This is a genomic window from Marinibacterium profundimaris, from assembly GCF_002210095.1.
GTDB lineage: Bacteria > Pseudomonadota > Alphaproteobacteria > Rhodobacterales > Rhodobacteraceae > Marinibacterium > Marinibacterium profundimaris.
On the sequence record NZ_AQQR01000005.1, the window covers coordinates 96,994 to 118,414 of the forward strand.

Genomic DNA, 21,421 nt, shown 5'->3' on the forward strand with positions numbered 1-21,421 from the left:
CACTTGGCCAGCTGGTTTCCCCTTGCCATCTTCCCCGAAGGCGCGCTGGCCAGCTCCGTCATCACGACGGTTCTGGTCGGTGTCTGGGTCACCGTCTTCTTCAACCTGCGCTTCGGCTGGGTGCTGTCGGGGCTGGTGGTGCCGGGCTACCTGGCGCCGCTGATCCTGCTTGAGCCGGTCTCGGCCGCCGTGGTCGCGGTGGAGGCGGTGATCACCTATGCCATCGTGCGGCTGATCTCGGTCTACCTGGCCGATGCCATCGGCTGGACGACCTTCTTCGGGCGCGACCGGTTCTTCGCGCTGGTGGTCGTGTCGGTGGCGGTGCGGCTGGTGATGGACGGGCTGGTTCTGCCGCCCATCGCCGCGTGGCTGAACACGCAATACGATATCGGCTTCGACTGGACCCGGCAGCTGGAAAGCTTCGGCCTGATCATCATCGCGCTTTATGCCAACCAGTTCTGGAAGACCGGGCTGGTGCGCGGGCTGTTCACCAGCGGCGTGACGATCCTGCTGACGGTGCTGATCGTGCGCTACGGGCTGATGGAGGTGACGAATTTCCGCATCAGCGACATCGGCTATCTCTACGAGCTGCTCGCCGCTTCGCTGCTGGCCAGTTCCAAGGCCTATGTCATCCTGATCCTGACCGCCTTCATCGCTTCGCGCATAAACCTGCGGGCCGGGCTGGATTTCAACGGCCTGCTGATCCCGGCTCTGGTGGCGCTGCAATGGTACGAACCGATGAAGATCGTCACCTCGATCGGGGAGGCGCTGATCATCCTGGCGCTGGCCTCGGCGCTGCTGCGGACGCCCTATTTCGCGGACAAGACGATCGAGGGCGGGCGCAAGCTGTTGCTGTTCTTCAATATCAGCTTCGCCTGGAAGATGCTGGTGGGCTACGCTGTGCTCTGGTCGGGATACGAGATCAAGACCGCGGACCTCTACGGGTTCGGCTACCTGCTGTCGACGCTGGTGGCGCTGAAGCTGCACGACAAGGGCGGCACGGCGCGGATGCTGACCGCGCTGACCGTCGTTTCGGCCCAGGGCGCGGTGGCGGGCACGGTGGCGGGCTTTGCCCTGTCCGAAGGCGCGCGCGCGCTCGGCCCGATGGTCGAGCAACCCGAAGAGCTGCGGCCCGAGCCCGACGAGGTCGAGAGCGACATGATCGCAATGGCGGTGCAGCGCTCGGCCGCCGCGGCACGGACCGAGGCGCCCGAACTGCCGGATCCCGAGGTGCTGCTGGAGTTCGGCGAGGGGCTGTCGATGCTGGTGGCCGGGATCGCGCCCGATGCCTCGAACCTCGATGCGCTGGCCGAGGCCCGGCGCAGGATCGCGCGCGCCGGCTTTGCCGTGCGGGTGACGCCCGAAACGCGGCTGGTGATCGAGCCGGTCCTGCCGCAGACCGGGCGGACTGTGATCCTGATCGACCCGGCCTCGGCGACCGACCTGACCGTCTCGCTGCCCGACGCACAGCGCGAACGGGGCCTGACCTCGGCCGCGGCGGCGCTGTTCGAGCTGACCGGCGCGCGGGCGCTGATCGTGCAGGGCCGGGCGGACACGGCGCAGTCGACCGGGCCGCAAAGCCTGTTTCACGCGGCCCACGCGGCGCTTGGCGGGTCGATTGTACAGCTGACCTCGACGGGTCCGGGCCGGCCGGTGCTGGAGGTGGCGGGGCGCTACCCGCAGGCCTTCGATCTCGTGGATCTCGAACGCCACGTCGGCCCCGTGTCGCTGGTCGGCGGCGCCCATGCCCGGCGCAGCCCGCAGCGCGCCGTGGCCGCGACGGGCTTTGCCCTGCTCGACCTGGCGCCCGACGCGCTGCATGCGCTGACCGGGGCCATCCATAGCGACGATATCTACGCCGTGCCCGATGTCGGCGGCTTCGCCGGCCACATGCGCCGCCAGGCGGCCCGGAACGCCGAGGCCGCCACCGTGGCGCCGCCGGGCCTCGCGGATCTCGTCTATGCCGAGACCGAGATCCTGGTTCCGCTGTTCGAAGAGGTCCTGCCCGACCTCCGCGACGGCACCGGGATCGACGAGGCGACGATCCGGACGCTCGTGTCGCTGGACGTGGCGGCGGGGTCCATCGGTTATTCCCTGCGCTTGCTGCGTGATGCCGAGGGGCGCGCCAGTCATGTCATCCTGGGCAGCGACAGCGTCTCCTGGGGCAGCTACGCCTTTCGCATCGGTCCCGCCAAGCCGGTGTTCGTGCATGTGCCCTCGGGGCTGCGCGACCAGCGCACGCTGAACTTCGGCCTTTCGGTCTTCAACCGGCTCGGGGCGCAGGCGATCCTGATCGCCGGGCGGATCGACCGTGACGGGCTGCCGGCGGCCGATCTGAACGTGCTCAACCCCGATCATCCGCCCGGGCTTTTCGACCTGGTGGCAAAGCTGCTGATCCAGTCCGACCGGGGCGAGAGCGTGTCGTTGGTGCTGCGCAACATCGACACGGACACGGTGGACGAGCTGCCGGATATCGACCTGATCCTGTCGCCGGACAATGTCCTGGGGGGCGAGCCTTCGGGACCCGTCATCACCGGGGTGATGGCCGATTTCGACGTCTTCGGGCTGAATTACGTGCTGCACGAGGGAACCGAGGCCTTCGCCGGGTTCGAGCCTGGGGCGCTGCCGCAGGCCGGGGTCCTGAGCGCGCGGCCGGATGCCTGGCTGATGTCGCTGTGGCTGTCGCCCGGGCTGCTGGATCACTATGCCGACCGGCTGGGCCCCAGCGCCGAGCTGACGCTTTTCCGCATGCTGGGCCTCCCGAACCGGCGCGGCCGTCTGGGGGCACTCGCCGGGGGCTGCGTCCTGCCCGGGCCGCTGCCGGAGGCGCTGGGCGACCGGCTGCGGATCTATCACGAAACCCGCAGCCCGATGGCCCTGCAGGCGCTGGCCGGGCAGGGCGTCACCCTGCACCGGTTCGAGGATGCCCCGACCCGGCAGAGCTTCGTGATCCTGCGCGCGCCCGAAAGCGGCTGCCTCGTGGCGATCGCCAACCTGGCGCCGGCCGACCCGGCCTCCGCGCGCGAGATCTCCGGCGACGCGCTGACCGCTTCCGCCCTGTCGGCCTTCGCGGAATCGCGCGCCGCGATCCTCACCGTCTCGGAGGTCGCGCCATGAGAGCCGGGCGGGCAATGAAACTTCTGGGCGTTGTCGTCATCCTGGGCGCGGCGGCCTATGCCCTGTCGGTCCTGCGGCCGGACCTTGCCGCGCGGATCCTGTCCCGGTCGGCCGAGGTCACGACCGATCCGCCGGGCCTGACCGACGCCAGTACCCGCGACGAAACCGAGCGCGGCACGATCTCCTACCTGCTCGACACCCGGCGCTGGACGACCTTCTCCCTGCCGGGGCGGCTGCAGGCGCTGCGCATCCTCGCGCATCCAGACGTCGCCCCCGACCACGAGCCCGTGCCGGGCGAGGCATACCGCTACGGTATCGAGATCGAGGTGCTGGACGGCGCGGGCCAGGTGCTGCGCCGCATCGACCGTCACTTCCGGACCGAGCTGGTGGTCTACCGCGACGTCGCCGACGGTGCCGAGGTGGTCGCGCGCCGCTACAGCGACGATCCGGCGTTGCCGTTGGCGGTCGACCGGCTGATCCTGGGGCTGGAGGACCTGCCCGAGGCGCGGGCCGTGCGCCTGCGCTCGGCCCATGCCGACGCGCCGCTGACCGGTGTGAACGTCCGCCTCTACCGGCCCCGGCCCTATAACGAGGGCAACGTCAACGCGCTCTGGGAACGCCTGGCGCCCACAGAGCGCCGCGCGCTGGCGGTCGGCTACGTCTATCCGCCTGAGTACCTCACCGCCGAGGAACGGCTGGCGATCCTGTCGCACCGCTGGCTGCCCTTCGGTCCGGTGGGGATCGAGCCACGCGACTATGTCAGCCGGCGGCTCGAGATCTACGACCCGCCCGGCGCCCGTGTCGTGCCGGCCGAAACCACCCTGCGGGGCGGCATCTATCTCGATCCGCAGCGCAGGGCCGGGGTGCTCTTGCCGGAGGATTTCGAAGTGCTGCAGATCACCGCCACGCGGCCCGCCGCGCTGCTGGACGACGAAGGGCTGAGCGGCTCGCCGATCACCTTCCACGCCGCGGTCGAACGCCCCTTCGACACCGAGCCGCGCAGGTTTTCCTTCGCGACCAATGAAAAGGGCACCGCCGCCCTTGGCGGGCTTCCGGGCGGGCGGCTGATCCTGTCGGCGGATGAACCGGCCTGGATCCGCATCGCCTCGCTCGACGCCGGTGGCGAAACCCGCGTCCTGACCGAGGAGCTTCCGCGCATCCGCTACCAGATCGCCGAGCCCGGCGCGCCGCTGGTTGTGCAGACCGCCTTCGGGTTGCCGGAGCCGGTTCCGGTGCGGCTCGACCTGCGGGTCTTCGGGGGTGGGACACGGCGCGTGACGCTGACCATGCGCGATGCCGCCGGAGAGCCGGTGGCCGAACGCATCGTGCCGCTGGCGGGGCTCCTGTCGGAGTACGACCGGCTGACCGACACGCCGCAACAGCCGCTGTCGGACGCCGAGACGCTCTACCTCGCGCTGTCGCCCGAGGTCGCCGAGCTGGAGATCGCCGCCGACGCCCACATCGTCGCCGCCGTCTACATGCGGCCGGTGGGCGTGCCCCGGCGCATCGACGTGCCCGAGGATTACTTTGCCCGCTCCGCCACCCGGGGCGGCAACCAGAGCTGGTTCGGCGTCCGGGCCGAGGCGCGGCCGGGACAGGGCCACGTGATGGTCGAACGCCCGGTGCGGGCCGGGGACACGCGCGAGACGACCGATCCCGACACGCTCGACTGGGAGGATTTCACCCCGCTCGGCGACTGGATAGCGCGCCGCGCACTGATCCCGCGGCCGTCCGATGGCCTGGGCCTTGCGGGGCGGGCGGTCTTCTATCAGCCGGTCGCGCCCGGCGAGGCGGTGCCGGCGGCCACGCGCGCCGATTTCGAGGGGCCGCCGGTCCTGATCGTGCCGCCCCGGGCGGAACCGGCCGCCTACCGTGTGCTGGCCGACGGGCAGGAGATCTGGCGCGCCGAGCTGCCCGGCAATGCCTGGGCCAACCTGCCTCTCCTGCCCGAGGGCACGGAGCGGATCGTGGTGGAGGGGCCGGGCAGGGACGAGGTGCTGCTGTCGGGGCTGGCGCTGAACCGGGCGGGCTATATCGAGCGGCGGCTCCTGCGTTTTCCGCCGGGCCGCTCCGGCTTCACCGTCGAGAAACGCAGCGCCGCGCGCGAGGTTCTGGCGATCCGCGTCTTTCCGGCCACCGCGGCCGAGACGCCTCATGCCGCCCGGGCCGAGATGGCGGTCACGCTGGACTTCGACCGCGTGCTGAACACGCCGATCACGTCCTGGACGGACCAAGGCCGCAGCTTCAACATCCGGCTCGACGGATCCTCGCAGGGCGCGATCCTCGAACAGACGGGGCTGCGGCTGGGCGCGGAGCAACGCATGTTCGTGGTGCTGGGGGAGGACATGCCGCCCGGGCGTTACGACATGACCGTCGATCTGGATCATGACGCGGAACTGCTCGTGCTGATCTCGCGCGCACTGCCGCGCACGGACGGTCAGATCGTCTTCAGATACGACAGTGGAAAGGTGGGGCAATGACGCGACTTGCCCTTCTGATCGCGCTCGCGACGCTGGTGACAGGCCCGGCGCAGGCGCAGGATCAGCCCGACCCGCGGGTGGAGGCCGCCGACATGATCAGCATCGACGAGCTGCGGCGCGCCACGCGCCAGCGCGACAGATTCGTCCAGCCCGGCCCGGCAGAGCTGACCGCCGCCGGGCAGGTGCTCTCGGATCTCGTGGCCGGGCGCGCGCCGGAGGCGGAGATGTTGCGGCAGGCGGGGCTGGAGCCGCATTCCGGCGAAGGCTTCGCGGCGCTGGCGGATGTGGCCGGGGCACCGGCGGGGCGCGGTTTGTACGTGATACGGCCCGATGGTGCGCCGCTGATGATTTCCGCTCCGCACCAGTTCAGGGATCTCGGGACCGGCCGCATCGCCGCGCTTCTGGCTGGCGAGCAGGAGGCGCGCGCCGTCGCCTTCAACACCGCCCCGCGCGACCTGACGGTGGAGCCGGATGGCGGGCTCTCCGATCTGGGCAAGCTGGAGGACACCCATTTCAACCTCTTCCATCTGGCCGTGCGCGCGGCCTATCCCGACACGCGGATCGTCCAGCTGCACGGCTTCGCGCGGGGCAAGCGGCAGACGGCGGCGGCGCGCGGTCAGGACGTGATCGTCAGCAATGCCACCCGCCGCCCGGACCCCGGCACGCGCGCGGTCCGGTCCTGTCTTGTCCGTGCCGGGTTCCGCGCCGGTCTCTACCCCGAAACGGTGACCGAGCTGGGCGGCACCCGCAACGTGACCTGGGCGCGGCTGCGCGACGCGGGGGCGCCGGCCGGCACCTTCCTGCATGTCGAGATCTCGCTGGAGCTGCGCGAGCTGCTGGCGGATGACGCGGATCTTCGGTGGGTGTTCGGCGCCTGCCTCGGCGCGGGGACCGGAGAGGCGGGATGAAGAGGCGCATGGCACGGGCGGACAGGATGATCCGGGCGATGATCGTCGCGGCGGCCGGGATGGTCGCGGCGCCGGCGCCGGCGGGTATCGACGATCTGCGCGTGCTGCTGGCGTCGAACGGTCCGGTCCTGCGCGACTGGGATCCGGCCGGCGTGCGCGCGCCCCGGCTTGCGCCGGGCGAGGCGGTTCTGCTGCACCTGGCCGGGGGGCGCGACCTGCGGGTCTCGGCACGCGATGCGGCGGGCGCGCTTGTGCCCCTTCGGTTCGGCCTGGGCAATGGCGGCGGGCTGCGGCGGGTCGTCGAGCCGCGCATGGAGCAGGGCGCCTATGTCCTGCCGGCCGCGCCCGACCCCCGGATCGTGGAACTGCGCCGCCCCGCCGGCCCCGGCGCCGCGATCCCGCTGGCCATCGCGACCGGCGCCTTCGTGATGGACGACGCGGGCTACGGCTATGCGCGCGAGGTCCCGCTGGACGCGCCGCGCCACCGCCTGCTCTGGCAGGAGCCGCGCCACCAGGATATCCGGCTGCCGGGCGATGCGCCCCGCCAGTTCGGGCCGCGCCTGTCCGCCCGCGCGGACCAGCGTGACTATGTTCTGGCCGAGCCCGGCGCCAGCCTGGCCTTTGCCGTCGAGGGGCCGCAACGCCTGCGGCTGGAAACCCGCCTGTTGCGCGAAGAGACCGACGCGCTCTACCGGCCCTACCGGATCGACTGGACGCTGGACGGGCAGGCCCGGCGCGCCATGACCTTCGAGGCCGCCTGGGACCTGCGCCGGGCCTACCGCTGGGCCGACGGATCCACCGCGGCGGTCACCGGGGCACAGACCGGATACCTCGACGTGCCGCCGGGCCGCCACGTGGTCTCGCTTGTCCCGTCGCGGCAGATGCTGCTGCGGGCGGATGCCTTCGGCGGCACGCTGTCGGCCCCGCGCGCCAATGCCGCGCCCGGGCTGGACGCGGCTCTGGACGCTGCCGCCCGGATCGGCCAGGCCGCGCCAGCCGACATCCTGATGGGGGTGATGCAGGGCGCGCCGCAAAGCCGTGTCGCGACGCGGGCGCTGACCCCTGGCGTGCTGGAACCCCAGCTGAGGGCGCTGGCCCGGTCCAACAGCTATTCCGGTGGCGGATTGCTTGCCGCCGACACGCTACGCGCCCGTGCGCTGGAGCTGCCGCAGGTTACGGCCGTGTCCGCAGCGGCCGAGCGGTTCTCGGGCGCCTACGGGTTCTACCGCATGCTGGAGCCGCTGAACGGCACATCGGGCGGGGCGGCGCTTTGGGATATGCCGCCGCAGCTGGACGAGCCCGGGCAAAGCCCGCGCACCGGCCCGGGCGAGGGTGTACCCGACGGCGTTCTGCTGACCGGGATCCTCTCCGGGCGCTTTCATGAGCTGCGCCCAGGCCAGGGCCTGAGCTACGTGGTGCCCGAGCGCAGCGCCTCGGCCCGCCTGCGGCTGATCGTGGCGCGCGACGACCTGGCCGGCCCGGTCCGCCTGCGGCTGGCGGCGGACGCCCATCCGCCGATCGTGCTGGAGTTCGACCCGGACGGTGCCGGCCTCTTCGGCCTGCTGGTCGCCTCGCCGGCCGAACAGGGCCTGCGTCGCGCGGCGGAGCGGCGGGGGCTCTCGCCGGAGGCGCTGGCCGCGCGGGTCCTCGCGGCGCAGGGTATGCCGGAGGCGCGGCGCGCCCGGCTCGTGGCGCTGGACCTGGCGCTGGATCACCCGGTGTCGCGCCTGCGCCTGAGTGCCGAGAGCGCCACGGGCCGGCCGCTGCGCGTGGCCCTGGCGGCGCGCGCCTCGCGGCAATCGCAGCTTGACGCGCCGGCCTTCCTGGCGCTGCGCAACAGGCTGGGCGCGCCCGGCGCGCGGCATCTCTTCTTTCACGGGCTGCGCGCGGCGCTGGACTGTGCGCCCTGGCTGAATGCGCCGGCGGCCTGCCGGATCGCCCCCGTAGGCGGCGATCTTGCGGCGCAGGCCGAGCTGTATAACGAGCTCGTGCCGATCCTGCGGCTTTTGCGCAGCCGGGAAGAGCTGGTCTTCGGCCCGGTGCGGGGCACGCCGGGCCCGGCGGTGGCGCAGGGGGATGGCGCAGGGACCGCGCCGCTTCTGGCCGGTGGGCGCGAGGCCTTGCAGGCCGGCAATCCCCTTGGCGCGTTGGAGCGGTTCACCCGCGCGCGGGCCGTGGCGCGCGGGGGGGACGGGGCGGCGGCCCTGCTGGGGCAGGTGGCGGCGCTGGATGCACTGGGCGAGCCTTTCCTGCCGGAGCGGATGCTGCGCCAGGCCGGGATGGCCTGTACCGCGACCGGGGCGGCGGCGCGCGTGGCGCTGGACGCGCGCTATGCGCAGCGCGCCGATATCGACCGTCAGTTGGGGGTCGAGGCGCGGGGCCTGATTTGCGCGGGCGAAGACCGGCGCGACCTGGACCGGCTCGCCGCGCTGCTGGCCGCGGCCGGGCGCGACGGCGATGCCCTGCGCATGGCCGCCCTGGCCGCGCGCCCGCCTGCCGCGCCGCTCGGGGCCGCGGCGGCACGCGAAGGCTGGCCGGGTGCGCCCGATCTCGCCGCCCTGGCGCCGGGGCATCCGGTCGGCGCGGCCGGGCTCGTGCAGCGCAGCGCCGGGGCGATCCCGGTCCGGGTGCCGGCCCGTGACCTGGTGACGACGCTCTACCGTGCGACCCCGGGCACCCCGGTGGTCCTCGCGGCGCCGGGCCAGGGGGTCGTACAGCTCACGATCCGCCCCATCCACGGCGCCGACGCGTCCGGGCGGATCTCGGGCGCGGTCACGTTCGAGACCGGTGGCGGGACGGAGTTCCGGATGGTCGCGGACAACCCTGTCTCCCCGGGGCTCGTGGACCTGACGGGCGCCGGCGCCCTGGGCGCCGGGACCGACTGGAGCCGGACGGTTGCGGCGGGCGAACGTATCACGGTGCGGCCGCAGGGGATGGCCGTCGGCGTCGAGGCGCGGTTCCTGCCCGGCGCCGCTGCACCACCGCGCGGCGCGCCGGCCACGGTGGTGTCCGAGCTGTCGCGGCTGCTGTTCGAGTACCGGGCCGATTCCGTGGCGCAGGCCGCGCTGTTGCCACGGGCCGCCCGCCTCGGCGCGCCGGGCATCGCGCCGGCGGCGGAGGATCCGGAGGTCCGGCGGCTCTGGGCCACGATCAGGGCCCGGTCCAGCTGGGAGCGGATCACCCGGGTCACCACCAGCGCGGGCATCACCGAAGCGGAGACGCCGGGCCTGCCCTTCGACAGCCCGAACCTGCGCGCCCGGGCCATCCTGGCCGAGGGGTTCGACCCCGCCGCACGCACCCTGCCATCGGAGGGTGCACTGACCATCCGGCGGCAGGGCGCCGAGGCGGTCCGCCTGTCGGGCATGCTGAGCATGTCGGTCGTGGCGGCCAGCCCGGTCGGCGAGGCGATCGTCGCGGTAACCGACGGCTCCGGCGCGGTGAGGCGGATCCGTCTGGGCCCGGATCGCCGCGAGGCCGAGCTGTCGCTGGACTTCGCTGCCGGAGACAGCGCGGCGCAGCTGCGGCTGGAGCAATCGAGCCCGAACAGTTTCGTGCAGCTTCGCCTGGATGACGCCGACGGAGAGGCGGAAGAGCGCAGCAGGGTCTTCGACGTGGCCACCGCCGGGGAGCCGGTGCGCTATGTCCCGGCGGCGCCCGAAGTGGTGCGCGTGGATGAATGGCGCGACGGGCAGATGCTGACGCGCATGGTCCTGGCGGCGCCGGATGCGCCGCTGGTGCTGCAACCGGAGGCCGGGCGTCCGCGGGCGCTGGTCCGGCTGTTCCGTCTGGTGCCGGATCCCGGCGGCGTGGACCTGCCGGTCGACACCGAGGCCGAGACCGAAGCGGCCGGTGCGGAGGCGGTCGCCGCGGCGCGCACCATGGTCGACCGGCCGCCCCGGACCGACCTGTCGGGTCCACTCGCGCTTTCCTATCCCGAGGCGGTGCTGAACCAGCGCCGGATCGAGCTGGAGCCGGGCCGCCCGGGGACTTGGAGCCTTGGCCTGCGCGCCCGGCGCAGCGCCGACGCCAATTCCGATGACGGGGCACAGGCCGCTGGCGAGCTGCAATTCTCGGCCCGGCATCGCCGCTACTGGTCCGGCCCCGACCTTTACACCGATGCCGAGGGCTTCGCCCGCCCGCGACGCAATGGCCCCGTCGTTTACGGGCTGAGCGGCCTCGTGACCTGGCCCGAACGCTTCGGCGGCACCACCTTCAGCGCCGAGGCCGCGCTGCTGGCGCAGACCTTCGACGACACCGCCTGGCGCCTGCGGCTCGCCCTGGCAGCAGAGCGCGACTTTGCGCTGTCCGACCGGCTCGATCTCGGTCTCGCCGGCGGGTTCTTCGTGCAGGCCCTGCAGCCGGGTGGCGCCCGGGACGCGCCCCGGGACGAGGTCGATACGGATGTCTATTCCAGCTACCTCGACACCCACCGGTCCGGACTCTCGGCGGCGGCGGCGCTTGACTGGCAACCCTATGACGATCTGCGTCTTTTCGCGGGGACCGAACTGCGCGGCAATGCGGCGCCGGACCTGCTGAGCCTCGACCAGCTGCGGTTCGAGGCCGGGCTGCGCCAGTACCTGCGCGGGCTGCGCTACGGGGTGATCGCCACGCACCGGGTGTTTCTGAAGGACAGCGACCGCAGCGCGCAGGGCGCCTGGAGCCGGATCGCGCTCGAGGCGACCTGGGAGAGCTGGCTGCCCGGTGCCGACCGGCTCGAGATCGGCGGTGTGCTGGCCCGACGCAGCGATCTCGACGGGATCACCGGGGAGCTGTTCCTGACCTGGCATTTCGGCGGCGGGTTCGAGGATTTCGCCCCCGATGCGGTGGCCTTCCGGGGGCTGAGGGAGGATGCGCGGTATGGATGGCTCGAGGAACGCTATGGCAACTGAACAGGGCAGCAGCGGCGTGATCTGGCAGCCCACCGGCGCGGGCGACGTGGCCGTCCGGCTCGATGCGGCGGCCCCGGACCTGCATCCGCGGCTGAAGGCGGCGGAGGCCGGGATCGTGGCCGGCTGTGCGGCTGCGCTGTTTCCCGCGCTGGCCCGGACCCTGGACCCCGAGACGCAGCTGTCGGTTTTGCTGTGTTCCTGGATCATCGCGCGGGTCGACCGCATCGACGAGCTGCGCGGGCTGCAGCGGCGCGGCGAGGCGCAGGTGGCCGTGGCGACCGGCCCGGCCGCGCGGCGTACCGCGATCCTGGATTTCGCGGCCGCGCTTGACCGGTCCCGGCGCGACCAGTGGCGCGATGCGCGCGCCTTCCGGAAATGGTTCGAGGTCGACGCCGTGATCGACCGGGCAGAGCGGTTGCAGGGCGAAGAGGCGCGGGCCGCATCGGTCGGGCTGGACCGGCTGGCGGGGATCGTGCTGTCGCAGACCGATCCGCCGCACGAGACGCTGGTGGCGCTGCGGCAGCTCTTTGACAGGGTGCTGGGCGCGGCGCTGGACCCGCGCACCCTTGCGGCGGCGCTGCGCTGCCTGGAGACCGCCGCGATGACCGGCGAGCGCAGCCAGCGGGCGCTGGCGGCCGCCTTCTCGCACCGTGTGGCGCGCGCAGCCCTGGCGCAGGAGACCGATCCACTGGTGCAGGAGGCCGCGCTGGCCTGCCTGTGCCGGCTTGTGCCCGAGAGCGGGGCGGTGGCGCTCGCGCGTCACATGGAACGTCCGGCGCAGGGCGATGCCTTCTGGATCCAGCGCGCGGCGGTCCGGCTGGCGCTGGAACGCTGCCCCGAGCGGAAGGAGACCGCCGAGGTGATCGCGCGGGCCGAGGCAAGCCCAAGCGCGGCGGTGCGCCAGGCTCTGGCCCTCTTCCGTCCCGCCGCCAACGGCACGCAGGACGCGGCCACCCGGCGGCTTGCCACGGGCGACCCGGATCGCAAGGTGCGGCTTGCCGCGCTCTCGCGCCTGCCAGGGCAGCTCCGGGGCCGCGACGGGGCGGCGGCCGAGCAGGCTTTCATCGACGCGCTGTCGGCCGAAACCGACGAGGACGTGCTGCGCCTGATCTTCGAGCTGGCCGAGGCCGAGGCCTTCGCGCGGGTGCGCTCGGGCGCCGAGGACGAGGCGCGGACCTGGGCCGCGCGGGTGCTGCCCGGGATTGCCCGGCACCACGAGACCGCCGCATCGGATGTCGTGCGGCGCCGCGCGGCGGCCGCGCGCGAGGGGATCTGGTGCGCGACGACGCCCGGGGCCTTCGCGCTGCACGAGGCGCTCGATGCCTTTGCCCGGACCATGGGCGAGGGCAGCGCGCGGCGCCTGTCGCGGACGCTGAGCCGGACGATGCGCGACGGCGATCTGGCCGGACGCGTGCTGGCGGTGCTGGCGCGGCGGGATTTCGGCCTTTCGCTGGAACGTGCCGCGCTGGGTCGGCTGCGGCTGCGGCGGGGCGACGGGTTCGGCATGCGGCTGTGGCGCGTCCTGCACGAGTTCCGCCACCCGGGCACCGAGAAACGCCAGGCCTTCCGACACACCATCGGGCGGGTCAATGGCGGCCATCTTTCCGCGCCGTCGGGCGTGCTGGCCGAGCTGGCGCAGACAAAGGTGCCGGGCGAGCCGCTCTTCGACGAGACCGAGCAGGGCTGGCACAATTACCTGCCGCTGCTCGACCTGGTGATCTCGGCGACCCGCGGGGCCGAGCCGCACAAGATCTACACGCCCGAGGGCATCACCCGGATCGTGCCGCCGCGCTCGGGCTTCGGCCGGTGGCGCGCGCGGCTGCGGATCAGCCGAGATTTCGAACGCCTGGCCGAGCTGCGCAACACCCCGGGCAGCGGCGCCTACCTCGCGGCGCTGGCCGAACATGGCATCTCGGTGAAACTGGCCCCGCATGCCGGGGCCGGCAGCGATACCCGGCTCGATCGCTATTTCCCGGCCCTCAGCCTGCCTGCGCTGCCGATCCTGGCCGGGATGGACGAGCGCTGGCAAAGCTACATCTACTCGATCTACCAGAACACGCTGGGCCAGCTGGCCGTCTTCATCGCGCTTGCGGTCGCCTGGTTCTTCGGGCGGCATTACGTGCTCAGCCGCCGCATCCGCCGGGTGCGCCGGGCGCTGCCGCTGGTGATCGGCGGCTGGGGCACGCGCGGCAAATCCGGGACCGAACGGCTCAAGGCGGCGGTCTTCAACGGGTTGGGCCTGCCGTTGATGTCGAAGACCACCGGATGCGAGGCGATGTTCCTGCAGGCCGAGGCCTATGGCCCCACTAAGGAGCTGTTCCTGTTCCGGCCCTTCGACAAGGCCACGATCTGGGAACAGGCGCGGGTGGCGCGGATGGGGCGGGACATGGGCTCGGCCGTGGTGCTGTGGGAGTGCATGGGGCTGACCCCCAGCTACGTGTCGATCCTGCAGCGGCAATGGATGCGGGACGACCTGTCGACGATCACCAACACCTATCCCGACCACGAGGACCTGCAGGGCCCGGCCGGGCGCAACATCCCCGAGGTGATGACCGAGTTCATTCCCGAACGCTCCACCGTCCTGACCACCGAAGAGCAGATGCTGCCGATCCTGGCGCAGGGCGCGCGGGCCCGCCGGACCCGGCTGATCCCCGTGGACTGGCGCGCGCCGCTGATGATCCCGGACGAGGCGCTGGCGCGCTTTCCCTATGCCGAACACCCGGCCAATATCGCGCTGGTCCTGCGCATGGCCGAAGAGCTTGGGCTGGACCGCGAGCGGTCGCTGCGCGAGATGGCCGACCGGGTGGTGCCGGACCTCGGCGTGCTCAAGATCTACCCCGAGGCGCCGGTGGGGCGGCGGCGGCTGGAATTCGTCAACGGCATGTCGGCCAACGAACGCTTCGGGGCGATGGGCAACTGGCGGCGCACCGGCTTTGCCGCGCATGACCTGCTGGAGGATCCGGGCCAGTACTTGGTCACGGTGGTCAACAACCGCGGCGACCGGGTGCCGCGCAGCCGGGTCTTCGCGGATATCCTGGCCAATGATTTCATGGCCGATGCACATCTGCTGATCGGCTCGAACCTCTCGGGGATGCAGGGGTTCATCGAAGGGGCCTGGGCCGAGCGCGCGGCGCGGTTCAGCCTGCGCGACGGCGAGGGGCACTTTCTGTCGGCGGCGGCCGCCGGGGACCGGATCCGGGCAGAGGCCCGGAAGCTGCGGGTCTTCCACGAGGCACCGCAGCTGGCCGCGATGGCCGCGGCGATGCTGGGCGAGCCGGGGGCGCCGACCGATCCCGCGGCGCTGGCCGCCGCCCTGGCCGCGCGGGGCGCCGATCCGCAGGAGGCTGCGTTCGCCCGCGCCGAGATGGAGCGCCGCGCCCGACAGCTGGACGAGGCCGAGGCACTGCTGACGGCGGCCGGGCAGCACGTTGACGCGGCACTGGAGGCGCGCTGCCGCGATATCTTTGGCGGCTGGTTCCGCGCGCGCTTTCACGTGGTTGACGATTACCATGCGACGGGGGAAGAGGTCGTCGGGCGCCTGGTCTCGCTGGCGCCTCCGGGCCTGCTGACCCGGGTCATGGGCATCCAGAACATCAAGGGGACGGGGCTGGGCTTCATTTACAAATGGCAGGACTACGACGCGCAGAATACCGCGCTCGTGGATCTGGAAAGCGGCCAGCCCGACCGGATCGAGGCCGGTCTGCGCGCGCTGGAGACCGGGCCGGTCATCGGCCGCCTGGGCCGGGACCGTGTTCTGCGCGCCCTGGACGGGATTGATGCAGAGGCCTCGCGCCTGCCGGCAGCCATCGGGCCGCGCAGCGCGGCGCTGCGGTACGGGCTGGCCCCGGCCACGGCGCCTGGCCCGGACACGGGGGGCAAGGGCGGCAAGGCAGGTGGCGGGCTCCTCGCCCCGGTGCTGCAGACGGTGGAAGGCATGCTTGACGCCTTTGCCGCGATCCGCAGGCGGAACCGGGCGGACCGCGTCTATGCCGAGCTTGCGGCGCAGCGCATCGGCCGCAATCGCGCGGCGCAGGAGATCCAGGCGCTGAACGCGCAACAGAAGGGCGGCTGGCTGAAGGCGGCGCTGGCCAGGTCCATGCCGGGGCGACGCCGGGGAGAGACCGCATGACATCCGACATCCCGTTCCAGGAGGCCTTTGCCCGCCTCAAGGTGCAGTTCCTCAAGGGCGCCGAGAAAGATTGCGCGACGATCCTGGAGCTGCTGGACCGGCCGCAGCTCGACGTGCAGGAGCTCATCCAGCTGCGCTTTCTCGTGCACAGCCTCGTCGGCACCGCGCCGATGTTCGAACACCCCGAGCTGGGGCAGGTGGCCTCGGCGGTGGAACAGGCCATCTACGAGGCCACCGTCGCCGAGCGCGGGCTGACCGAGGCGGAACAGGCCGAGCTGCGCGTTGCGGCCGGGCATTTCGCCGCGTGCCACGGCCGGGTGTTCAGCGGATGAAGGCCAGCGCCTGGTCGGCGAGCTCCATCGGGGCGAAGGGCTTTTCGATCACGCCAACTGCGCCCAGGTCGAGGTATTCGTTCACCTCGGCGCGCTGAACCCGGGCCGTCACGAAGACGACGGGGATATCCCGGATGTCCTCGCGCTCCTTCATCATCTTGTAGGCGGTCACGCCGTCGATCCCCGGCATCATGACATCCATCAGCACCAGATCGGGAGACCAGCGCATGCAGGTCTCGATCGCCTCCTGACCCGAGGCGGAGGTCTCGACCGAAATCTCCCCGGACAGCTGGAGGCACATTTCCGCGATGCTCCGGAGCTCTTCATTGTCGTCAACGTAGAGGATCTTGTACACCTGTCCTCAAGCTCCAAGGATATCAAGGGGTTGTATATTCGCCAGAGGGCAGGATCTGCCCATGTCCGGGGAAATTCAACCCGGAATGTGTTTGGGCCGAACGGATCCGGCCCGGGCGCGGCATTGGTGTCACCGAAACAGGCCGCCGTGGCCCGGGACACGACACCTGCCGGCCCGGCGCCTATTCCGGGGTCGCCATGCCCAGACGGGCCAGTACCTGCCGCTCGGCCACGACCACAAGCTGGTAGAAGACCACCGACAGGATCACCGAGACGGCGGCGACCGACCAGATCATCCCGTAGTCGAGGTAGCCGCGCGACTGGTTCAGCAGGTTGCCCAGCCCCCGGCCCGTGGCCAGCCATTCGGCGATCATCACCCCCAGCAGCGCGCGCGGCACCGTCAGGCGGGTCGCCGCAAAGAGATAGGGCAGGGAGGCCGGGATCGTGACCATGCGCATCTCGGTCCAGCGGCTGGCGCCATAGGCGCGGGGCAGGTCCTCGGCGCTTTTGGGGACCAGGGCGATGCCCTGCGCCAGCGTCACGAAGGCCGGGAAGAAGGTGACCGAGATGGTGATCCAGAGCGTCAGCGAAGGCCCGCGCCCCAGGATCAGCACCAGCAGAGGCGTGAGCGCGACCAGGGGCATGGTCTGGGTGATCAGGGCCACCGGCATGAAGGCCTCGATGAACCGCGGCATGAGGCGCGACAGGATCGCCAGCAGGAAGGCGAAGGCGAGGCCCGCGGCCATGCCGATGAACGTGATCGGCAGGGTCTCGGCCAGGGCGGCCAGCAGCCTGGCCTGCGCCGCGGCGGCGCCTTGCGAGAGGAAAAGGTATTCAAAGACATCGCCCGGCGTCTTGGCGATCATCGCGGGCGCGCCGCTGAGCTTGATCAGCGCCCACCACAGCGCGAAGGGCAGCAGCACGGTCGCCAACGCCATGCGGACGCGCGCGGAAAGGCAGGTGCTGGCGGTGCCCCCCGTCGGCACGGCGGTGTTCAGCGTCACCGCCTTCGTTGCGCCCAGCAGGCGGCGTGACAGCAGGGCGAAGCCGGCATAGCTCAGCCCGGCGATCAGCGTGGCGATCAGGCCGATGCCCCAGAGCCGGTCGGGCTCGCCCCGTCCCAGCGAGCCCAGCAGGTAGGTGCCAAGGCCCCAGCGCCCGCCGCCGCCAAATTCGGCCAGGATCGCGCCCAGCACGGCATTGGGCGCGGCGATGCGCAGCCCGGCGAGGATCGAGGGTACGGCGCCCCGGAACTGCACCAGCCGCAGCACGGTCCAGCGGGAGCCGCCATAGGCGCGCACCACGTCCTCGGCCCGGCTGTCGGCCTGCGAGAGGCCGATGACCGTGGCGGTCATGGTGACGAAATAGACGCCGAGCGCGGCCAGCGTGATGCGTGGCGCCATGCCCGACATGGTCAGCGCCAGGATCGGGGCGATGGCGATGGGGGGCAGGGCGAAGGCGGCGATGTTGATGCCCCGGAAGAGGCGCAGCAGCGCGGGCGACAGGGCGAAGGCCACGCCGGCGGCGATGGCGACGGCATTGCCGATCAGGAAGCCCATGACCGAGGCATAGAGCGTGGCGCCGATATGGTTGGGGTAATCGCCCCGGTCCTGCCAGAGCCGGATCAGGATGTCGCTTGGCGGCGGCAGGGCCCCTCCGGCGACAAGGCCCAGCTGGCCGATGATCTCCCACAGGGCCAGCAGGATCAGGGCGTTGCGCAGCCCCGTGCTCTGCCAGACCGCATGGCGCCGGATCGCGTCAGTTGCCATGCAGGGCCTCGGCCACGCGATCGCAGACCTTGTGAAACGCCGGATCCGAAAACAGCGGCGGCTGGCGCGGACGGTCGAAAGGCACGTCGATCACGCCCGCGATCCGCCCCGGGTTGGCATGCATCACTACCACCCGGTCCGACAGGAACACCGCCTCGTCGATGCCATGGGTGACCAGCAGCGCGGTCGATCCGGTGTCGGCCCAGATCCGCTGCAGCTCGACATTCATCTGGCGGCGCAGGATCTGGTCCAGCGCGCCGAAGGGTTCATCCATGAACAGCACCTGCGGATGGGTCACCAAGGCCCGCGCGATGGCCACGCGCTGGCGCATGCCCCCCGACAGTTCTCCGGGCAGGGAATTCTCATAGCCCTTCAGACCGACCAGGTCGATCATCGCCTGAACCTGCGCCGCCTCGGCCCGGGGCGTGCGCCCCAGTACCTCCAGCGGCACCTCGACATTGCGGCGGACCGACCGCCAGGGCAGCAGGGCCGCATCCTGGAAGGCGACGCCGGTGATGCCTTGCCGCGCGGCCTCCAGCGAGCGCTGTCCGGCGACGCGCACCTCGCCCGCATCGGCGGTTTCCAGCCCCAGTGCGATGCGCATCACCGTGGATTTGCCGCAGCCTGACGGGCCGATGATCGAGGTGAAGGACCCCGGCGGGCAGGCCAGCGTGACCTCCCTCAGGGCTTCGACCACCTTGCCCCGTCCGGTGAAGGTCTTGCTTACACCGGTCAGCGCGATCCCGTCAGGCTGTCGCATCAGGCCTCCGCCAGCAGGGAGGTGTCGAACATGTCCGCGCTGCCGACGATGCCGACCTCGCCAAGCGCGCTCAGGCAGGCCTCGATCCCGTCGCCGGTCAGGGCGAAATAGCCCTCGGGGCTTTCCATCAGCGGCTTCTGCGCGGTGTTGAAATAGACCTCGTTCTCGATCGACCGGCCGGTGCCCTTGAAGTACGTATCGGCGAATTTGGGCGGCCATACCGTGGGATCGGCAAGGTTCTCTTCCCAGCCCTTCTTCGAGGCCGACAGCCAGGCGACCAGCAGGTCGCGCTTCTCGGCCAGCACGTCCTCGGTCACGACGACGGTGTCGTTGTAGATCGTGTAGCCGAAATCATAAAGCAGGAACGAGGTTGCTTCCTCGCCGGCCTGGCTGATGGTGAAGGGGACGTTGGTGGTGAAATCCAGGCTGGCGTCGATCTCGCCCCGGACCAGCGGGGTCGGATCATAGGCGTATGGCACGATGTTGACCTCCGAGGGGTCGATCCCGTTCATCTTCAGCATCGCCTCGACCGAGATCACGTTGACCGGCGGCACGGCCAGCGTCTTGCCGATCAGGTCCTTGGGCTCGTTGATCGGGTTCTTCGCCAGCGAGACGATGCCGATCGGGTTCTTCTGGTACTGCGCGCCGATGATCTTGAAGGGCGCGCCCTGTTCGGTGATCGCCTTGATCGTCGTATCCGGCGTGGTCAGCGCCAGGTCGGCGCGGCCGGCGATGATGGTGCTTTCGGGGATCACGTCGGGCCCGCCCGAGAGGTATTCCAGGTCCAGCCCGGCGTCGGTGTAATAGCCCTGGTCCATGCCCAGGAAATAGCCCGCGAATTCGGCGTCGTTGATCCAGGCGGCCTGCATGGTCAGCGGCGAGGTGGCGGCCAGCGCAGTGTGGGGCAGGGCCGAGGCGGCAAGGCCCGCGGCGGCGGTGCCGAGGAAGGCGCGACGGTTGAGCGATATGGTCATGTGTGAAGTCTCCCTGTTGTTGGGGTGTCGGTGCGTCAGGCGAGGCCCTGCAGGCGCTGAAGCTCCTGCAGGGGCGGGGTCTGGTCGATCTGCCTGGGCTCCAGCAGCGGCCATTTCACGCCGCTGGGCCGCTTGGCCCGGCGTTCGACCACATGGGTGCCGCCGGGGGTGAAGATCTTGTCCACGAGGATGTCGGTTTCCGACGGCTGAAGCTGCTCTTCGACCAGCTGGATGTCGTGGACGACGGCGTGTACCGGCGTGGTTTCGTCGACGAAGCCCAGGTCGGTGAACATGCCCCATTCCAGGTCGAAGAACCCGTGGCCCTTGCCGAAGCGCACACCGTTCATCGACACCGCGGAGGCGCCGGTCACTAGGTAATCGAACCGCCCCATGCGCGAGATCTGTTCGAGCGTCACGGGGTCTCCGAAATGCTCCATCCCGTCGAGCCAGGCGGCATAAAGCGCCGCGCCCTCGGGCACCTTCGCCGGGTCGAGGTAGAGAAAGCCGCGGTAGATCCCGTAGGTCGACATGACGAAGGGCTTGCCCGCCTCGATCATGCGGCGGCGCAGGTCGACAAGGCAATTATCCGGCGTGATGAAGGCAAAGGTGCTGGCCTGGTAGGCCGGATCCTCGACCAGCCGGTCGGTCGCTGCCTCCGATCCTTCGAAATCGGGGATGACCTCGGCAAAGTTCATGTGGAACCGGGTATCCGGCCTCGCCACCTCGTGAAGCCTCGTCCATATTCTTTCGCGGATCATCCTGGAGGAAGTCATCTTGTCGCCCTTGCCGTTTCAGTGTTTCATGCTTGTGAAACTTTGGTTTCATTCGTCAAGAGGAAAGCGGTAGACATGGCCTCCAGACTGATCCTGAGAATCCAGGAAAAACATGCCCGGCTGACCTCGAGCGAGAAGAAGATCGCGGCGGTTCTGATGGAAAACCAAGGGCTTGTTGAAACTCATACGGCGACGGAGCTCGCCTCTCTTGCCGGAGTGTCCAAGGCGACGACTGCCCGTTTTTTCCGCAATCTGGGCTATGCGGATTTCGAGGAGGTACGGCTTCAGGCCCGCGAGGAGCGCAACAGCCGCGAGCCCTACCTGCGGCGTGACACGGGGACTGAAACGGCCTCGCTGGGGCGGACGCTGTCCGATCACCTGGAGCTGGAACAGCGCAACCTGGCCCGCACCTTCGAAGAGATCCGCGCCGACCTGCTGCCCGAGATCGCGGGCGTTCTGGAGGCCGCGCCGCGCGTCTGGTTCCTGGGCTTCGGCGACGAATACGGCATCGCGCGGCTGGGGCGGACCATGTTCACGCGGCTGCGCCACGGGGTGCACCAGATCGAGGGATCGGGGCAGGACTGGGCGTCGGAACTGTCGATGACCGGGCCGCGCGACGTGCTGATCCTGCTGACCTTCGCGCCGCGCCCGCGGCTTCTGCCGGTGCTGCTGGCCCATGCACGGACCACGCGGATGCAGATCATCACGATCACCGACCCCGCCTATGCCGCCCAGGCGCGGCGGTTCTCGAACTACGTGCTGCCCTGCCACATCGCCAGCTACGGGCTGTTGCCGACCCATGCGACGATGATCTCGATGCTGCGGCTTCTGGCGCTGGCCTACCTGGGCAAGACGCCCGAGGCCGCGACCCGGCGCATCGCGACGCTGGACGCGATCAACGAGGAACTGGACCTCAGCGAATAGCGCCGGCGCCAC

General features: G+C 71.0%; 12 protein-coding genes. 7 read left to right on the top strand and 5 right to left on the bottom strand.

Annotation, left to right across the window (positions count from 1 at the left end; translation table 11 throughout):
• Positions 1-3: 3 nt before the first annotated feature.
• The 6 genes from ATO3_RS14185 to ATO3_RS14210 are packed head-to-tail and all read left to right on the top strand — an operon-like array spanning position 4 to position 15,855.
• The gene (locus ATO3_RS14185) at positions 4-3,117 is read left to right on the top strand and encodes a poly-gamma-glutamate biosynthesis protein PgsC/CapC (RefSeq protein ID WP_088650530.1); all 3,114 of its coding nucleotides are present in this window, start codon (positions 4-6) and stop codon (positions 3,115-3,117) included.
• A gap of 14 nt (positions 3,118-3,131) precedes the next feature.
• Positions 3,132-5,597 (top strand): hypothetical protein, encoded by a 2,466-nt coding sequence (locus ATO3_RS14190; RefSeq protein ID WP_088650531.1) that lies wholly within the window; start codon positions 3,132-3,134, stop codon positions 5,595-5,597.
• On the top strand, positions 5,594-6,505 hold the full coding sequence (locus tag ATO3_RS14195) for a hypothetical protein (RefSeq protein ID WP_088650532.1): 912 nt from the start codon (positions 5,594-5,596) through the stop codon (positions 6,503-6,505). The genes ATO3_RS14190 and ATO3_RS14195 overlap by 4 nt, the downstream gene beginning before the upstream one ends.
• Before the next feature lie 8 nt (positions 6,506-6,513).
• The gene (locus tag ATO3_RS14200) at positions 6,514-11,394 is read left to right on the top strand and encodes a hypothetical protein (protein WP_143747280.1); all 4,881 of its coding nucleotides are present in this window, start codon (positions 6,514-6,516) and stop codon (positions 11,392-11,394) included.
• Positions 11,384-15,523, top strand: coding sequence for a hypothetical protein (locus ATO3_RS14205; RefSeq protein WP_088650534.1), 4,140 nt, complete (start codon positions 11,384-11,386; stop codon positions 15,521-15,523). The genes ATO3_RS14200 and ATO3_RS14205 overlap by 11 nt, the downstream gene beginning before the upstream one ends.
• Entirely contained in the window at positions 15,520-15,855 is a 336-nt protein-coding gene (locus tag ATO3_RS14210) for an Hpt domain-containing protein (RefSeq protein ID WP_088650535.1), read from the top strand. The genes ATO3_RS14205 and ATO3_RS14210 overlap by 4 nt, the downstream gene beginning before the upstream one ends.
• On the opposite strand, the gene ATO3_RS14215 is transcribed toward ATO3_RS14210, so the two are convergent.
• From ATO3_RS14215 to ATO3_RS14235, 5 genes are all read right to left on the bottom strand, one after another.
• Entirely contained in the window at positions 15,845-16,210 is a 366-nt protein-coding gene (locus tag ATO3_RS14215; protein WP_198963280.1) for a response regulator, read from the bottom strand. The genes ATO3_RS14210 and ATO3_RS14215 overlap by 11 nt on opposite strands.
• Positions 16,211-16,391: 181 nt before the next feature.
• Complete coding sequence (locus ATO3_RS14220; protein ID WP_088650536.1) at positions 16,392-17,978, bottom strand: ABC transporter permease; 1,587 nt, start codon at positions 17,976-17,978, stop codon at positions 16,392-16,394.
• Positions 17,968-18,738: an ABC transporter ATP-binding protein gene (locus ATO3_RS14225; RefSeq protein WP_088650537.1), complete on the bottom strand. Its 771-nt coding sequence runs from the start codon at positions 18,736-18,738 to the stop codon at positions 17,968-17,970. Before ATO3_RS14225 ends, ATO3_RS14220 begins: the two co-directional genes overlap by 11 nt.
• The gene (locus ATO3_RS14230; protein WP_088650538.1) at positions 18,738-19,712 is read right to left on the bottom strand and encodes an ABC transporter substrate-binding protein; all 975 of its coding nucleotides are present in this window, start codon (positions 19,710-19,712) and stop codon (positions 18,738-18,740) included. Before ATO3_RS14230 ends, ATO3_RS14225 begins: the two co-directional genes overlap by 1 nt.
• Before the next feature lie 35 nt (positions 19,713-19,747).
• Complete coding sequence (locus ATO3_RS14235) at positions 19,748-20,485, bottom strand: 5-formyltetrahydrofolate cyclo-ligase (RefSeq protein ID WP_088650539.1); 738 nt, start codon at positions 20,483-20,485, stop codon at positions 19,748-19,750.
• Positions 20,486-20,560: 75 nt separating this feature from the next.
• Here ATO3_RS14235 and ATO3_RS14240 point away from each other — a divergent pair, with 75 nt between their 5' ends.
• Complete coding sequence (locus ATO3_RS14240; protein WP_088650540.1) at positions 20,561-21,409, top strand: MurR/RpiR family transcriptional regulator; 849 nt, start codon at positions 20,561-20,563, stop codon at positions 21,407-21,409.
• The last annotated feature ends 12 nt before the right edge of the window (positions 21,410-21,421 follow it).

Bases quoted from the DNA above. Each gene is read 5' to 3' on its own strand.
- ATO3_RS14205 (WP_088650534.1), top strand. From the start codon at position 11,384: ATGGCAACTGAACAGGGCAGCAGCGGCGTGATCTGGCAGCCCACCGGC.
- ATO3_RS14220 (WP_088650536.1), bottom strand. From the start codon at position 17,978: ATGGCAACTGACGCGATCCGGCGCCATGCGGTCTGGCAGAGCACGGGG.
- ATO3_RS14225 (WP_088650537.1), bottom strand. From the start codon at position 18,738: ATGCGACAGCCTGACGGGATCGCGCTGACCGGTGTAAGCAAGACCTTC.
- ATO3_RS14195 (WP_088650532.1), top strand. From the start codon at position 5,594: ATGACGCGACTTGCCCTTCTGATCGCGCTCGCGACGCTGGTGACAGGC.
- ATO3_RS14230 (WP_088650538.1), bottom strand. From the start codon at position 19,712: ATGACCATATCGCTCAACCGTCGCGCCTTCCTCGGCACCGCCGCCGCG.
- ATO3_RS14200 (WP_143747280.1), top strand. From the start codon at position 6,514: ATGGCACGGGCGGACAGGATGATCCGGGCGATGATCGTCGCGGCGGCC.
- ATO3_RS14210 (WP_088650535.1), top strand. From the start codon at position 15,520: ATGACATCCGACATCCCGTTCCAGGAGGCCTTTGCCCGCCTCAAGGTG.
- ATO3_RS14240 (WP_088650540.1), top strand. From the start codon at position 20,561: ATGGCCTCCAGACTGATCCTGAGAATCCAGGAAAAACATGCCCGGCTG.
- ATO3_RS14190 (WP_088650531.1), top strand. From the start codon at position 3,132: ATGAAACTTCTGGGCGTTGTCGTCATCCTGGGCGCGGCGGCCTATGCC.
- ATO3_RS14235 (WP_088650539.1), bottom strand. From the start codon at position 20,485: ATGACTTCCTCCAGGATGATCCGCGAAAGAATATGGACGAGGCTTCAC.